General features: G+C 42.9%; 16 protein-coding genes. 8 read left to right on the forward strand and 8 right to left on the reverse strand.

The genetic code is table 11. The features are described 5' to 3' along the window. Positions 1 to 9 precede the first annotated feature (9 nt). The 4 genes from ALKIM_RS0115525 to ALKIM_RS0115540 all read right to left on the reverse strand — a co-directional run bounded on the left by ALKIM_RS0115525 (position 10) and on the right by ALKIM_RS0115540 (position 3,742). On the reverse strand, positions 10 to 921 hold the full coding sequence (locus ALKIM_RS0115525) for a PfkB family carbohydrate kinase (protein WP_026475439.1): 912 nt from the start codon (positions 919 to 921) through the stop codon (positions 10 to 12). Positions 922 to 1,007: 86 nt separating this feature from the next. After that, on the reverse strand, positions 1,008 to 1,550 hold the full coding sequence (locus tag ALKIM_RS0115530; protein WP_026475440.1) for a hydrolase: 543 nt from the start codon (positions 1,548 to 1,550) through the stop codon (positions 1,008 to 1,010). A gap of 33 nt (positions 1,551 to 1,583) precedes the next feature. After that, a complete protein-coding gene (locus ALKIM_RS0115535; protein WP_026475441.1) occupies positions 1,584 to 3,119 on the reverse strand; it encodes a phosphohexomutase domain-containing protein in 1,536 nt (511 codons plus the stop codon). Beyond that, the gene (locus ALKIM_RS0115540) at positions 3,116 to 3,742 is read right to left on the reverse strand and encodes an SIS domain-containing protein (protein ID WP_084555918.1); all 627 of its coding nucleotides are present in this window, start codon (positions 3,740 to 3,742) and stop codon (positions 3,116 to 3,118) included. Before ALKIM_RS0115540 ends, ALKIM_RS0115535 begins: the two co-directional genes overlap by 4 nt. Before the next feature lie 177 nt (positions 3,743 to 3,919). Here ALKIM_RS0115540 and ALKIM_RS0115545 point away from each other — a divergent pair, with 177 nt between their 5' ends. Beyond that, the gene (locus tag ALKIM_RS0115545; protein ID WP_235714432.1) at positions 3,920 to 4,297 is read left to right on the forward strand and encodes a secondary thiamine-phosphate synthase enzyme YjbQ; all 378 of its coding nucleotides are present in this window, start codon (positions 3,920 to 3,922) and stop codon (positions 4,295 to 4,297) included. Here ALKIM_RS0115545 and ALKIM_RS0115550 read toward each other — a convergent pair. Then, the gene (locus ALKIM_RS0115550; protein WP_026475444.1) at positions 4,294 to 4,986 is read right to left on the reverse strand and encodes an HAD family hydrolase; all 693 of its coding nucleotides are present in this window, start codon (positions 4,984 to 4,986) and stop codon (positions 4,294 to 4,296) included. The genes ALKIM_RS0115545 and ALKIM_RS0115550 overlap by 4 nt on opposite strands. A gap of 122 nt (positions 4,987 to 5,108) precedes the next feature. On the opposite strand from ALKIM_RS0115550, the gene ALKIM_RS18890 reads away from it, so the two are divergent. The 3 genes from ALKIM_RS18890 to ALKIM_RS0115565 are packed head-to-tail and all read left to right on the forward strand — an operon-like array spanning position 5,109 to position 7,080. Continuing rightward, the gene (locus ALKIM_RS18890; RefSeq protein WP_157363942.1) at positions 5,109 to 5,768 is read left to right on the forward strand and encodes a B3/B4 domain-containing protein; all 660 of its coding nucleotides are present in this window, start codon (positions 5,109 to 5,111) and stop codon (positions 5,766 to 5,768) included. Between the two features lie 13 nt (positions 5,769 to 5,781). Next, entirely contained in the window at positions 5,782 to 6,543 is a 762-nt protein-coding gene (locus ALKIM_RS0115560) for an MBL fold metallo-hydrolase (protein WP_026475445.1), read from the forward strand. A 48-nt stretch (positions 6,544 to 6,591) separates the two neighbouring features. After that, positions 6,592 to 7,080: a MarR family winged helix-turn-helix transcriptional regulator gene (locus ALKIM_RS0115565; protein WP_026475446.1), complete on the forward strand. Its 489-nt coding sequence runs from the start codon at positions 6,592 to 6,594 to the stop codon at positions 7,078 to 7,080. On the opposite strand, the gene ablB is transcribed toward ALKIM_RS0115565, so the two are convergent. Then, positions 7,081 to 7,941 carry a putative beta-lysine N-acetyltransferase gene (gene ablB, locus ALKIM_RS0115570; RefSeq protein ID WP_235714433.1) on the reverse strand — a complete coding sequence of 287 codons (861 nt, stop codon included), beginning with the start codon at positions 7,939 to 7,941 and terminating at the stop codon, positions 7,081 to 7,083. Beyond that, on the reverse strand, positions 7,904 to 9,286 hold the full coding sequence (kamA, locus tag ALKIM_RS0115575; RefSeq protein ID WP_235714434.1) for a lysine 2,3-aminomutase: 1,383 nt from the start codon (positions 9,284 to 9,286) through the stop codon (positions 7,904 to 7,906). Before kamA ends, ablB begins: the two co-directional genes overlap by 38 nt. A gap of 417 nt (positions 9,287 to 9,703) precedes the next feature. Between kamA and ALKIM_RS0115580 the strand changes: the two genes are divergently transcribed. Continuing rightward, a complete protein-coding gene (locus ALKIM_RS0115580) occupies positions 9,704 to 10,156 on the forward strand; it encodes a YhcH/YjgK/YiaL family protein (RefSeq protein WP_026475449.1) in 453 nt (150 codons plus the stop codon). 74 nt (positions 10,157 to 10,230) lie between these two features. Here ALKIM_RS0115580 and ALKIM_RS0115585 read toward each other — a convergent pair whose 3' ends face one another. Further along, positions 10,231 to 12,162, reverse strand: coding sequence for a M3 family metallopeptidase (locus ALKIM_RS0115585; protein WP_235714435.1), 1,932 nt, complete (start codon positions 12,160 to 12,162; stop codon positions 10,231 to 10,233). Between the two features lie 461 nt (positions 12,163 to 12,623). Between ALKIM_RS0115585 and ALKIM_RS0115590 the strand changes: the two genes are divergently transcribed. From ALKIM_RS0115590 to ALKIM_RS0115600, 3 genes are all read left to right on the forward strand, one after another. Next, entirely contained in the window at positions 12,624 to 13,613 is a 990-nt protein-coding gene (locus tag ALKIM_RS0115590; protein WP_026475451.1) for a DUF6588 family protein, read from the forward strand. A 131-nt stretch (positions 13,614 to 13,744) separates the two neighbouring features. Further along, complete coding sequence (trpB, locus tag ALKIM_RS0115595) at positions 13,745 to 14,947, forward strand: tryptophan synthase subunit beta (RefSeq protein WP_026475452.1); 1,203 nt, start codon at positions 13,745 to 13,747, stop codon at positions 14,945 to 14,947. Between the two features lie 82 nt (positions 14,948 to 15,029). Beyond that, the gene (locus ALKIM_RS0115600; protein ID WP_026475453.1) at positions 15,030 to 15,788 is read left to right on the forward strand and encodes a YdcF family protein; all 759 of its coding nucleotides are present in this window, start codon (positions 15,030 to 15,032) and stop codon (positions 15,786 to 15,788) included. Positions 15,789 to 15,978: the final 190 nt, after the last annotated feature.

Genomic DNA, 15,978 nt, shown 5'->3' on the forward strand with positions numbered 1-15,978 from the left:
TTTCTTAAGCTATGAAGTTTTAAAATTCTTTGGGATATAATTTTCCATTGAACAACATACGGCGGAGGCAAACCCGATTGCTGTTTCAACAAGTATTTGCCACTTCTCACTGCTCAGGGTGTCTATTTCTTTTGTTGCGATGTGCTCTTTTAGAAGTGCATGTACAATGCCTGCGTTAAAATTGTCGCCTGCACCAATGGTGCTTATGGGCACAATAGCGCGAGAAGGGTAGTGGTACTTTTGATTAGCCGAAAACTGGTATACACCTGCTGCAGCGGCTGTGATTACTACATTAGGACAGAATTTTGAAACTTGAACGGCCATTTCGTCAATGTCTGACGTTTTATAGATGTTTTGGAAATCTTCGTTACTTCCCCTTACAATGTGTGCCAGGGCGAAATTCTCTTCGAGCATGGGCTTTAATTGTTCAATTTTATGTGCATGATGGTTCCTGTAGTTGGGATCGTACACAATGGTGGCACCCATATCTCTCGCTAAGCGAAGTGTTTTCAATAATTGAGGTCTTACCGAGGGATTGAGCGAAAAAAATGAACCAAACACCACGAGATCATTTTCCTTAAAATCAGGCATCTTGCCATCCAGAGCTTGAGCCGCATAATCCTTAAATATTTCATATTCGGCATCATTTACCTCATTCAGAAATGCGAGAGCAAGAGGAGAGCGGGTTCCATCTCTTCGAAACAGATATTGATCTGAAACGCCATTGTCGAGTAAGAAGGTGTCAATTAAATCACCAATTCTGTCGTTGCCTATCTCACTGATAAAGTATGGGTGGTGCCCCATGCGGCCTAGTGAAACAATGGCATTAAGGGTGCTGCCACCGGCGGTTGCACTTACCGGCTGGTTGTTCTTAAAAATTACGTCAAGTAGTGCTTCGCCTATTCCATAAATTTTTCTCATCTGCAACGTCTCTAAAAAAATGCAGATTACCGGTGAATTCAAATCTTCAGGCAATCTGCATGCTGTTTTATCCGATAATCAACGACTTATTTTACCAGTTTCGATATGGCCTTAAATGTATCTGACCCTGCATATCTGCATAATTCAAAAAGCAGTGATTCATAACTGGTTACCAAAACGCCTGCCTGCAACATTCTGTTTATGGCAATTCGTTTGTTCTCCGGGTTTCTGGAAGCCACACAATCTTCAATAACAACGGGGTTAAAGCCAAGTGATTTTAGATCGAGTGCTGTTTGCAGCACGCAAATATGTGATTCAATACCTGCAAGCAGCACCGTTTTTTGAGAATGTGTTTCCAGTTCGGTCAGAAACGCTGGCTCATCGCAACAGCTAAAAGCAATTTTTTCAGTATTCCAAGCGCCTTCCAAGAGCTCTTTAACGGGAGCGATGGTATCACCCAACCCCTTTTTATACTGTTCAGTTATTTTCACCGGCACTTCAAGTAACTTCAGTCCTTCAATCAAGATACGCAGGTTTTGCGCTAATTGCTCATGGTTATGAATATGTGGGAACAATCTCTCCTGCACATCCACAATTATGGCCACTGATTTCTCTTTTAAGATTCTCATACTGATGTTGATATAATTCAATTTTAACGTTAGTTACTTGTTTATGATGATGTTCTGGAACCCTTTCAGATCCAGCCGATCATAATTCTTGAAAAATGTTGTAAGGTGCGCTATGATATCTTCTAGTCCGCCCTCCACATCTGACTCAATGTTTAGCGGTATTACCGGGTCGTGAAGCGAGAGTCGGAGCAGAAACCAGCCTTTTTGCTGTGGTAAATCGCAGTTTATGCGCACACCTTCAAAATTATCAGGGGCAATGTCCCAACCGGGTTTGTTGCCTGCCAGTAAGCCCAAATCCATAATCACTTTTTCACCATAGGCCTTGAAATCTGAATCTTTAATTTCAATCCTTATTTCGCAACTTTTATTGGGCAATGGCAGATTATCAATGAGGGACGAAAGTTTCTCGCCTTTACGGTTGAGCTTTGCCATAGTGATGATAAGCTTGGTAACAAGGTAGGCGCCATCATCCATAAAATGGTTCTCTTTTAGCGCGGCATGGCCCGAAGTTTCAATTGCCAGCCAACAAGCCTCTCCTTCACTGTTGAGGCGTATGGCCTCGTTAATCACGTTTTTGTAGCCGCGTTTAAAGCGTCGGTGTTTTCCTTTCAGAAAGTCGTTGATGAACCATCCCAGACCATTGGATGTGATGGAGTCTGTCACAACGGTAGTGCCCGGATGCTCTTCGAGCACCACTGCTGAAATGAGCGCTATCAGCTTGTTTCTGTTGATGGGGGAGCCGTCGGCACCAACCAGCGCTGCTCTATCCACATCGGTATCGAAAATAATGCCTAAATCAGCTTTGGACTCTTTCACACGGTAAACAACAGATGCCATTGCCACCGCATCTTCGGGGTTGGGCACATGGTTTGGAAAACGGCCATCGGGATTTAGAAACTGACTGTCAGAAATGTCGGCACCGAGCGGTTGAAGTACCTTTGTGGCGTAGAATCCTCCGGCACCATTTCCGGCATCAACCACTATTTTTAATCCTTTAAGAGGTTGTTCATAATTGTCAGGATGGTTTACCTGTTTGCGTATCATTTCCACGAAACTATTGGCATACTCATCCATGAAATTGGATTCCGTGACTGTGCCTTGAGCTTGTGCCTTAAAACTTTTGCTGCTTTCGGCAATATTTAGTAAATCAGTGATGTCGTTTTTTTCGAGACTTCCATTGGCTGTGAAAAGTTTCAGACCATTGCGATTGTAGGGCAGGTGGCTGGCTGTAAGCATTATGGCGCCATCCATTTTGGTTTGTCCCATCACAGTGCTCATAAACATGGCCGGCGTAGATGCCATGCCAAAATCAAAGACATTCACACCGCATGCGATAAGGCTGTCAGACAGAGCTTTGCGAAGCACAGGTCCCGAAAGCCTTGAATCCATCCCTACAGATATGTTTAGAGATTTTCCGGTATTTATTTGGCTGAGCCATCCTGCAAAGGATTCACCCAATCGGGCTACAACTTCTGGGGTTAAATTCACATCTTCATTTTTCACCCCTTCGAGGGCTACTCCTCTGATGTCGGAACCGTTCTGAAGTTTTTTCCAATTCACGTTACTCATAAAGGTTGGTTTTTTTCTGAAATCGCTGCTTTACGTGATTTATCACCTAAATAGCCTCCGTGGTGCCGCAGCGAATAATCATGGTTTGAAAATCCTATTTTTTTCATCTGAAGTACCACCAATATGTCGCCAATAACGGTCATGGTGGTGGTTGAGGTGGTAGGGGTAAGACCCAGTGCACACACCTCTTTGGGATTGCCTGTGGATAGTGTGGCTTCGGCAGCGTTGGCCAATAATGAATCGGGATTGCCGGTGATGACGATGAAACGTATATCGGGACGCAATCCTCTTGCAAGATCTACCAGTTCAACTATTTCTCTCGTTTTTCCCGAATTGGATATAAGTATCATCGCGTCATTGGGCTGAACAACGCCTAAATCACCATGCTGCGCTTCAGATGGATGCAGGAAAACTGCTGGCGTGCCTGTACTGCTAAAAGTGGTAGCCATGTTAATGGCTATCTGACCGGCTTTTCCCATACCGCTGGTTATCAGTTTGCCCTTCTTTTGATGAACCTGTTCATAAATAATGTTGACGGCTATCTCAAACTGGTCAGTTACCGGTATATTCTTAACGGCTTCGGCTTCAATGGCTAGTAGTGATTTTACTTCTTCAAGAATCATGATCAATGTTTATAAGTTATACAAAGGTATCAAAAAAAACAGACAGAATACTTTTAACCCACCGCTCCTTTTTTTCGTACTTTGCTTTTTTGTTATTGGAATTTCGTGGTTATATTTGAGATTAATCCAATATGTTTTTCGATTATGGTTCAGCAATATTTCATTAAACTGCCGGAAATGAGCAGAGGATTTCATTTGATTACCAGATATATAGAGTCTGAGTTGGGCAGTTTACCCGATTCCGGACTTGTCAATATCTTCATTCAGCATACCTCTGCGGCATTGTCGCTCAACGAAAATGTAGATCCAACTGTAAGGGAGGATTTTGAGACCATCATGAATCGCCTTGTTCCTGAAAATCAATCAGGCTACAAACATACGATGGAGGGTTCAGATGACATGCCTGCTCACATTAAATCATCGCTACTCGGACAGTCCCTAACCATACCCGTTACAAACGGACGCATGGCTCTTGGCATGTGGCAGGGCATTTACCTGTGTGAATTTAGAAATTACGGTGGCCCCCGAAAATTGGTGTTGACAGTTTACAGTTAACGACCTTCAAGTATCGAAGGCCATATCGCAAACAGTTGGTTTGTACCGGGTAGTACCATGTCGGCACCCGCCGAATGTAAGATTTCTTCTTCGAGTATGCCTGTATTAACGGCAATGGTTATGATGCCGGCTGCTTTTGCCGATTCAATACCAAGTGGTGCATTTTCAATAACAAGTGCATTTTCAGGCTTGGTACCTGTTTTTTCCAACGCCCGAAGATAGGGTTCAGGATCGGGCTTACCGTTTTTAACATCAAACCCAGATATAATCTGCTCGTAGTTTGCCTGATAATCATCCTTTAACCGCGAGAGCAGAGAGGGCTGTTTGGAGCCGGTAACAATCATGATTTTTTTGCCGGCCTCTCTGGTAAGTTGCATCACTTCCTGCATATTTGGCATGCGCGGGGGTTCCGGAGCTTCCAACATCAGATTGGTTTTGGTGTCGTAGACAAAACGGATGTCTTCTGCTGTTGCCGGTCGGTTGCCATATTTTCGAAATGCCACTTCGATTGTGGAGGGACCGGTGCGTCCCTCGTTCAGGTACGCATCGTATTCAGGAAATTCAATGCCGGCCTGCCTGAAACTTTGAACCCATGTGGTGGCATGATTGCGCATGGAGTCATATAAAACGCCGTCCATATCAAAAAATACGGCTTCGATTTTTGCTGGTAGTCGAAATGTACTTGTCATAAATGCAAATATGCAAATTTCCGAAGTAAACCGGGCATCAGACTAAGTTAACAATTCTTACTTTCCACTGTTTTGGAATTATTTTATAATTTTGATGACGTTTAATTCAAAATGTATTGCTTTTGAAACTAGATATTTCTCCGGAAATCTGCCGGTTGTTTCCGTCGATTAAAATTGGATGTATTCTGGCCGATGTGCAAGTGAACCCTTCAAATGCACAGATTCTTACTGAAATGGAGGCCATCATTGAAGAGATGAGTTCACGTGTATCACCGGACACCATTCGGGAAATGCCAGTGGTGGCTTCTGCCAGAAATGCATACAGGCGTATGGGGCAGGATCCAAACCGATACCGTCCGGCAGCCGAGAGTCTGCTTCGTCGTATTGCTTCAGGAAAAGGATTGTACCATGTGAATAACATGGTTGACATTCTGAACCTTGTCTCTGTTCAAACCGGCTTTTCAATTGGTGGCTATGACGCCGATAAAATTGAAGGACGTATTGTATTCGGGATTGGTTTTGATAATGAGCCGTATGAGGGTATTGGGCGAGGCGTTTTAAACATTACCAAACTGCCCGTTTTTAGAGACGATAGGGGCGCGTTTGGTACCTCTACTAGCGACTCTGTTCGAACCATGGTGACCGGGTCAACAATGCGATTCTTAATGGTTTTTCCTGCATTTTACGCGATGGATAACGAACTGAATCGTGCCCTTGCATTGGCTGTTGATTTGTTGGAAAGATTGGGCGATGTAAAAAAGCCCGAGTATTGGATTGTGTAAAAGCTGACTTTTTATGATTGATATTTGTGCCTTAGCATCAGGAAGTAACGGAAATTGCTACTACATTGGAAACGGTGATGATGCAATTCTGGTGGATGCAGGAATCAGCCGACGTCAGGTGTTGGAGCGTATGGCGCGTAAGAAACTTGATCCAAGCCGAATAAAAGCGATATTCATTTCTCATGAACATGCTGACCACTTTCGGGGGGTAAGAGTTTTGGCCAAGAAGTTGGATGTGCCGGTTTTTATGACTCAAAAATCCTGGGAAAAGAGCTGGGGGCCTAACCGACCCCACGCGGTGCGGCTCTTCGTTCCCGGAGAATCTGTTATTGCGGGAAATTTTACTGTTCATACCTTTTTGAAAAACCATGATGCCGCTGAGCCATGCAGTTTTCGCATTGAGCATAACGGTATTAATGTAGGTGTGTTTACCGATATTGGCCTGCCGTGCAACAATGTAATCGATCACCTGAGTCAGTGCCAGGCGCTCTTTTTGGAGTCAAATTACGATGAGCAGATGCTTTGGCAAGGGCCATATCCACACCATCTTAAAGTGCGTGTGGCGAGTGATAAGGGTCATTTATCCAATACTCAGGCTTATGAACTTCTCGAAAAATATCATCATCCAGACTTACGGGTGGTTTTTTTAAGCCATCTTTCGGAGGATAATAACAGACCCGAAGTGGCGGTAAATGCATTTAGTGGCGTTGCCAATCGGTTCCCGGTGAGGCTTACCAATCGGTATGCCGAGGCCGAGATGTTTCATCTGGAGTAATTTGGGTTGTATTGAAGTATAATATGTTAGGTAATTGAAAGGTTGCGTATGGATTATAAAGCTATTTTGATCAAAATCCGGCGTATTGTGCGTTCTATCAACCTCGAATCAAAAAAAGTTCAGAAGGATTTTGGGGTGAGTATTCCTCAGATATTATGTCTGGAATTTTTAAAGAGTGCTCCAAATTATCAGGCTACCCAGCGGGACATTCGCGATCATCTAAACTTAAATTCGAGCACGGTAACCGGCATAATTGGCCGTCTTGAGAAAAACGGCTTATTGGCACGTTTACCCAAGTCAGGCGATAAGCGGGTGACCAACATCACACTGACATCGGCCGGTGATGAGCTTCTTAAGCGCACACCAGACCTTTTGCAACAGCGATTGGCTGCTAAGCTCAAAAGGCTTTCAGAGGATGAGTTACTCAAAATGTCGGGTGCGCTTCAGTTGCTCACCGATATGTTGGAAATTAGTGATTCAGAAGCTGCTGATGAGTTTCCAGTTATCTCTGCCGATGGTATTTTTGATGTGGAATAGCTACTTTACGGCTTTTTTGTACCACACATTCATACTTTCAATTTTGCCTGATATTTGGGTGTTGTTGGTAAGCGTGCCGGCGTATCGATATTCCAGATTCTGAAACGTTTTGTTCATGGCTGGCGAATGGAGCCGGGCTATGGTGTAAAATGTCTTAAAGCCATCTAGTGTGAGTTGTTTCTCCATGAAGGTAAGCAGATGTACCGCCAGTCTTTTGCCCCGGTGCGAGGGAAGCACTGCAAAATCGGTCATCTCAGCGTTTTGCAATTTGCCATTGCACTCGGCTGAGCTAATGGCAACGAGCGCTTCGCCCTGGAATACGCCAAAAAACCGGGTTTCGTCGTTGCGCATGGCGTGAACCAAATAGGATGCGTCAAAAATTGGAAACGGATAGGTTTCAAACACCTCTTTGAAAACCGGAACCATCCTCTCAGCATCTTCCTCAATAAGTGGTCGCAACGTGTAACATTCATCCATCCGTGAGGATGCATAGCGCTCTGGCTTTACCATCATCTGTTGAAACACTTCGAGCGCTTCGCTTTCGGGTTTTGCTCGGTCAGGGTGGGTGTATCGTACCATGAAAAATGCATCTTCCTCGTCGTTGTAAAAGCCTGGAATCGCAGCTTCCATCACATAGCCTGCCAGCAAAAATACCGGCGCATACATTGCCGGTATTTTTGCGAAAAGCTTGGTGTACCCATTCTCTTTTGCAAGTTTTTCGATGTGCGGAATGATGTGCGGAAAGTCGGCTGCGTCCAACTCCATCAAATAGACTCTTTTGCTTCCCGCATCGTGCGATATTTTTGATTTTATTACCATTTTTTTATACTGTTTCGTGTCCATTTGTATCTCTGCGCTCATATCTTTCATTGTTTGCCGGTATTAACGAAATGGTCTCATCATAATCAGATAGCAGTTTTTCAATACCGATGGCATTTATTTCGTCGCTGCCCTTTACATCAAGCTCCAGATTGCACTTGCTGCAATTGCGATCACAAATGGTGGTTTCATACTTATCGGGTTCCTGATAAGAGGTAATTACACCTTCGTAGTTTCTGAGGATTACTTTGTTTGTACTCCATGATATGATATAGTTTGGCATCACCGGAATTTTTCCGCCGCCGCCCGGTGCATCAATGACGTAGGTAGGCACGGCATAACCACTGGTGTGACCAATTAAACTCTCCATAATTTCAATACCTTTCCCTATGGGAGTGCGAAAATGTGATAATCCTTCGCTGAGATCGCACTGGTAAAGATAGTATGGTCTAACTCGGTTTATAACGAGTTGATGAACAAGTTCTTTCATGATACGTGGGCAATCGTTCACATCGGCGAGCAACACTGTTTGGTTTCCAAGGGGTATGCCTCCATTGGCCAACTTTGTCAATGATTCACGGGCAGAAGCCGTTAACTCGCGTGGGTGGTTAAAATGGGTGTTCACCCATATCGGATGGTGCTTTTTCAGAACATTTACCAGATTATCCGTGATGCGATAAGGCAATACCACGGGCGTTCGGGTTCCGATGCGAATAATCTGCACATGTGGAATGGCTCGCAATTCCGTTAATATCCAATCTATATATTCATCGGATAAAAGAAATGGATCGCCACCAGATAGCAGTACATCACGTACTTCCGGATGGTTTCGGATGTATTCAAGACCTTGCTGCACCTGGCTTTTATTTGGTATGTAATCCACATCGCCAACCTTGCGTTTACGCGTACAATGACGACAATACATGGCACAAACATTACTTACCAAAAACAATACTCTGTCGGGATAGCGATGTGTAATTCCGGGCACGGGACTGTCATGATCCTCCGACAGGGGATCGCCCATTTCACTGGATGACACAATCAGTTCCCGATTATCTAGAAACGCTTGCTTATAGACAGGATCATTACGGAAGTTCTCTCTTTTAATCAACGAGAGGTAATAGGGTGTGATGGAGAGAGGGAAGCGGTTCTGTGTTTCCTGAAATTTCTCTTTTTCTTCATCTGTAAAGACGATGCCTGTCAGGTTTTCGAAATCTTCGATGGATTTAACGGCATTTCTAAGATGCCATTTCCAGTCACGCCAGTTTTTAAGTTCTGATTTTGGCTCAATTTTATGAGCAATTTCTTGCTGGTGTTCTGTAAATATTTGCATGTTTAATGGTTTGCGACCCCGCTTATCTGTATGTTGTTTGTTTTCCTGTTTCATGGTTTTACTTTTTAATCTGTTAGCAGAAGGATTTGGGCTTTGCGCCCGATAGATAATCTGATTGGATTCAGATTTGATTGGATTTCTAGTACAGAAAAGCAGTGTCAGATTTTGATATAACAGCATATTCTTTAGCTGCATACGAAACAAGAGCAGATATGTTCTACACGACAAATATAGCAAAATTACCGAATATTTAAGTCGCTATATCGATTTCTTAGTGGTCTAATTATTTGTAAGTAGTTGATTATTAATAATCTCTGTTGTTTTGAATTATTTTAAATTGTTTCTATGCGAATGATATATGGTTTATATACAATTTACCACTTTTTAAGGAAAAATGTCCATAGTTAGTTGTAATGCGATATTGTGATTACGTATTTTTGCGGTATATAAATTCATTGAAAAACTAAGAATATGATAGTTGATACCCTTGAAAATGCATCGCGTTATTTCATGCTGCACCCGTCGCTCGAGCAAGCATTTGATTTTCTGGAGACATTGACAGCAGAGGATTTTCCGGAAGGAAAAACAGAGATAATCGGAGACCATCTTTACGGTAATGGAATGGTTCGTGATACTAAAAGTTATGACGAAAGTATATGGGAGTCGCATGACAAGTATCTGGATATTCACTTTCTGGTTGAAGGGGATGAGAAAATTTTCTATGCCGATGAGGCGGATATGACTGAAACGCAGGCTTACAATGCGGAAAAAGACATCACCGTATTTGACGGAGATGGAGGAGAGGTGTTTTTTCCTATCAATGGATTTGTAATCTTTTTCCCGGGCGAGATTCACAAGGCGCTTGTGCATGGTGCACGTCCTAACAAGGTTAAGAAAATGGTTATTAAATTGAGCATCGATTAATTTCACTTAGTTACTGATAAACAGAAAGGGTGAGCTGTAATGGCTCACCCTTTCGTTTTTACTTGTATGATGCTTTATTTCAATCCACTGCGTTCCAGCAGAGGATCGATGGATGGTTCAGAACCTCTGAAATCTACATACAATTCCATTGGATGTTTGGTACCGCCTTTTGATAGGATGGTTTCGCGAAACCTGTCGGCAGTAGCTTTATCAAAAATGCCATTCTGCCTGAAAAGCGAATATGCATCGGCATCCAATACTTCGGCCCATTTATAGCCATAGTATCCGGCAGCATACCCTCCATCAAATATGTGCCCAAAGGCAGTGCTCATGCAGCTTCCATCAACTTCGGGAAACAACTCTGTACGCGCCATCGCATTTTTTTCAAAATCAACGGGTTTGGTCGTTACCGGCTCCGTAACAGAGTGCCATGCCATATCATTAAAGCCAAAACTTAACTGACGAACAGTAAAATAGCCACTCTGGAAATTACCTGCATCAATGATTTTATCAATTAGTTCACCGGGGATGGGCTCTCCTGTTTCATAATGAAATGCCACCTGTTGAAGCCACTCTTTTTCTCTGGCCCAGTTTTCCATTATCTGGGATGGCAACTCTACAAAATCGCGAAAAACGCTTGTGCCCGACTGGCTCTCATAGGTCACGTTGCTAAGCATTCCATGCAATGCATGACCAAATTCATGAAGATATGTGGTAACCTCATTGTATGTAAGTAGAGAGGGGCGGGTGGGGGTTGGTTCCGTAAAATTGCAGACGATAGAGATATGTGGTCTGACATCATTGCCATTTTCACGATACTGATCGCGGAAGGAGGTCATCCATGCTCCGCCTTGTTTCGATTTTCTTGGATGGAAATCCATGTAAAGAACCGACAAAAAGGAGCCGTCCTTGTCAAACACCTCATAGGCTTGCACATCGGGGTGATATACCGGTATGTCGGTGTTGAGCTTATAGGTAAGTCCCCAAAGTTTGTGGGTTAAATCAAATACGCCATCGGTAATTCGCTGAAGCTCAAAATAGGGCTTTACCAGCTCCTCATTCAGGTCGAACAGTGAGTTTTTAAGTTTTTCGGAGTAGTAGGCAAAGTCCCATCGTTGTAAAGAACCTTCCAAGCCCTCTTTTTTGGCGAAAGCAGCTACTTCTTCAACATCTTTTTGTGCAAAAGGGAATGATTTTACAAAGAGCTGATCCAGAAATTGGTTTACTTTCTGAGCCGATTGTGCCATGCGCTCTTCAAGTACATAATCCGCATAGCTGTTAAAGCCCAGAAGGCGTGCAATTTGGAGTCGTAGTTCTACCTGGCGCAGTACAATGTGATTGTTGTCTCTATCGTTACCTCTATTGCCACGCGAAGAGGAAGCTCTGAATATCTCTTCCCGCAAGGCACGATTATCGGCAAATTTCATGAATGGAATCATGCTTGGCGCATGCAGTGAGAACATCCAACCTTCTTTATTTTCACTCTTTGCCAGCATTGCAGCTGCTTCCACAACAGCATCGGGCAAACCTGAAAGGTCTTTCTGGTCGGTCACGTGCAATTTGTAGTCGTTGGTTTCGGCAAGTAGGTTTTCACCAAATTCGAGCGACAATTGTGCGAGTTCTGTGGTGAGTGCGCGATAAATTTCCTTCTCTGTATTGGATAGTAGTGCCCCTCGACGAACGAATGCCTTGTAGGTATCGGTAAGCAGCTTCTCCTGATCTGGTCTTAATGTTAAGGCGCTTTTTTGCTCGTAAACCGACTTAACTTTTTCAAAGAGTTGCTCATTTAACCAGATGTCATTTGAGTAGGCAGTTAGCAACGGCGAAACCTCACGGGCAATTCTCTGGATTTCATCACTTGTTTCGGCCGAGTTCAGGTTAAAAAAGATGGCGCTTAATCTTCCAAGTTGTTTGCCTGATTTCTCAAGTGCTTCAATGGTGTTTTCGAAGGTTGGTGCTGACGAGTTGTGTATTATGTCACTGATTTCACGCCGGCCGTTCTCCATAGATTGTTGAAATGCAGGCAAATAATGTTCTGTCCTGATTTCCGTAAATGGCGGGGTTTGATGTATAGAGGAAAATTCTTGTAGCAATGGATTGTTGTTGTTCATACTATCTGGGCTTTTACAAAATGCAAAAAGTTGACTTATTGCTAAACAGAGAATCAATGTTTTTGTTTCTCTTTTTAAGAAGGTTTGAGTTTTCATAATGGGTTGTAAAATTACTAAATCGAAATTAATTGGTGACTAAATCCCTACGTTTGAGGGTTCAAAAACTGCGCGTGCAAGTTAATTATATCATATTGGTTATAAAACTGGAATCTATGTTCAGTTTTCTGATTTTTGTCATTTGTGTGTAATTTTGTGTTTTAATATTTTCAATTAGTATTGTTTGTTCTGATGCTTATGCCTTATTTTTAGTGTGAGATTGCTACTTTTGTTATGTATAGAAACTAAACTTGTAAATTATGGATTTATTGAAAAGGTTGATTTTGTTGGTTTTAATTTCCGGTTTGGTACTACCGGCCGTTAATGCACAAAAGAGTGTGACCGATTTTTTAGATATGGGTAAAGAGGACGCCCGCATTATGTCAGAGGCCTATCTTCGTCCGTATGGCGAAATGCTTGGGAACACGCTGAACGGAGGCTGGTACAATTCTGCAAGAGTGCACCGCGTTGGTGGGTTCTCTTTAACCATGGGAGTGAACATGGCAATGGTTCCTTCTTCAGGTAAGAATTTTGATGTGGCGCCGCTGCTTAATCAAATGCAAGGTGGCTGGACACTTAAAGATGCAAATAACCATCTTGCACCTACTGTTGCAGGTAAAATGCCCGCATCTGTGCGTCCGGTTTTGCAACAAGGTAATCAGGATGTGCTCACGCTGCCGGATGGTTCAGGTTTCGATAAATTTCCGATGCCCATGGCTCAGGTGAGCGTTGGACTACCTTTCCGTTCAGAGATTTCGATGAGATTGGTTCCATCTATATCTGCCGGTGATGCAGGTAAAGTGAATCTTATAGGCTTTGGTTTTAAGCACAGTGTAAAGGAGTATTTGCCTGTAATAAAGCATATGCCGTTGGTTCACTCTTCTGTTCTGGTTGGATATACCCATTTGGGCAGCGAAGTAAATGTGACACCAAACGCTGATTTTGCTGGTTCTAATCAAAAATTGGAGATCAATTCCAATGGATTTACATCGCGTTTTCTGTTGGGAGTGAATATTCCTGTAATTGCGCTTTATACCGGCGTGGGTTATGGTAGCACCAATAGCGATTTTGACCTAACCGGTAATTATGGGTCGCTTGGAAATAACCCCTTCTCATTGGCATATAAAACAAGCGGTTTCGATTTTAATGCCGGCATGAGGTTGAGATTAGGCATTCTGGCCATTTTTGGTGATTACACTTTTGGCGATTATTCAATGGCTACATTGGGTGTCGGACTTAGTTTCAGATAGATAAAAGTGTGTTTTTAATAAACCCGCAAGATTTATTTCAGAATTTTGCGGGTTTATTATTTAAACCTGTAAGATGAAACAATGTTTTTAATTTTATTTTATAATTTTAGGTATCAAAAAACTACTAAACCATGTCTGAAAACTATTTTAAAAAGTATCCATCCAAAGATGGCTTCTATAAAGAGTATGGAGGAGCGTTTATTCCTCCTGTCCTCGAGGAAGAGATGAATAAAATTAACGATGCGTACTATGCCATAAGTAAGTCGCACAGCTTTATCTCTGAACTACGTAGCATCCGTAAGCACTATCAGGGTCGTCCTACGCCTGTTTACTATTGTAACCGTTTGTCCGAAAAATATGGCGGTCGCATCTATCTGAAGCGAGAGGATTTGAACCATACAGGTGCCCATAAATTAAACCATTGTATGGGAGAGGCGCTTCTTGCAAAGTATATGGGCAAAAAGAAGCTGATTGCTGAAACCGGTGCAGGCCAGCATGGTGTGGCTTTGGCAACTGCTGCGGCATATTTTGGCCTCGAATGCGAAATTCACATGGGCGAAGTTGACATTGCCAAGGAGCATCCCAATGTGGTGAGAATGAAGATTCTTGGTGCCACGGTGGTGCCTGTGTCGCATGGTCTTAAAACTTTGAAAGAGGCCGTTGATTCAGCTTTTCAATCCTATTTGAAAGACCCGGTTAATACCATTTATTGTATCGGTTCTGTTGTTGGTCCACATCCATTCCCAATGATGGTGCGCGATTTTCAGCGAATCGTTGGTATTGAAGCACGTGAGCAGTTTTTTGAGATGACAGGTGAACTTCCTGACAGCGTGGTTGCTTGTGTGGGTGGTGGTAGTAATGCCATGGGGATTTTCTCTGGTTTTCTCGATGATGAGGAGTGTAAACTCTATGGTGTGGAGCCGGGAGGCCGTTCGCTTGAACTGGGAGATCATGCCGCTACTATGACTTTAGGTAAGCCAGGTATTATTCATGGGTTTAAGTGTTACCTTTTACAAGATGAAAAAGGTGAGCCTAGCCCTGTTTCCTCGGTTGCCAGCGGTTTGGATTATCCCGGTGTTGGTCCTGAGCACAGTATGCTTAAGGATATGGATCGTGTCAACTACGATGTGGTTTCAGATAAAGAAACCATCGATGCATTTTTTGAGCTTAGTCGTCTGGAAGGCATTATACCAGCGTTGGAAAGTGCCCATGCAGTGGCATACGCCATCAAGTTGGCTCAAAAGGAAAAGCAATCGTCTATCCTCGTAAATTTGAGTGGTCGAGGTGATAAAGACCTTGATTTTGTGATGGATAACTATGGTATGAATTACTAATACCTGGTATCGAATACTCCTAAACATAAGAACAGAGGGCATTGCGATGTTCTCTGTTTTTTGTTCTAAAAATGGTTGGATTATGTTTTTTATTTTGTCCAAGTTACTGGCCGTTTTATTGTCGCCATTTTTTGTGGCATTGGCAATATTGATTTTATCGTTAATGCTATCAAAGCATCGCAAGATGTTTCTGATAACTTCTATTCTGATTTTGATAGTCTTCAGCAATCCGATGTTGTTTCGCAAAACCATTCAATGGTGGGAAAGCAGTCCGGTTAATCTTCCCAAAAATGACGAACGTATTAAAAGGATTGTGGTATTGGGTGGAATGAGTTCGCAACATGAAGCGTCGGAAAGGGTGCGTTTTAGCCAAAGCGGAGACCGACTGATGCAGGCATTATTACTTTGGCAGCACAATGATGCAGAAGCACTTATTCTATCCGGAGGTTCTGCTGCAATAATGAACAAGGAGCGCGGTGAGAGTGCATTTTTAACTGAGTTCTTAACCGATTTGGGCATGGAGTCTGGACGTATATTTGTAGATTCTCTCTCAAGAAATACCCATGAAAATGCATTGAATACTGCAGATATTTTCCGAAAAAATGAGTGGCCGCTTGAGATTACACTGGTCACGTCGGCCTGGCACATGCCGCGTGCACAAAAGTGTTTTGAAAAGCAGGGTTTTAGTGTGATAGCCATTGGCGCGGATCCCCTTTATCCATTTTCAGATGCAGTGCCTACCGATTGGTTTCTGCCTTCTCTGTCGGTATTATCTTCCTGGGAATTAATCATTAAAGAGTGGGTTGGTCTTCTCGTATACAAAATTCGGGGGTACGCATAACCTGTTGTTTTATTGCGAGATAGTAATTTGCAAGGTTTGTTTGAGTTACGAAAAGCATATTTGCAATAAATAGAAAGAGTGTACGGTATATGCCGCACACTCTTTCTATTTCAACTCATCATGGGTCTATTGTAACACAATAAGATACGTTATGAATGCTAGTGTAGAGTTCCAATTATCACTTGTTTGC

This window comes from Alkaliflexus imshenetskii DSM 15055, from assembly GCF_000517065.1.
GTDB classification, from domain to species: domain Bacteria; phylum Bacteroidota; class Bacteroidia; order Bacteroidales; family Marinilabiliaceae; genus Alkaliflexus; species Alkaliflexus imshenetskii.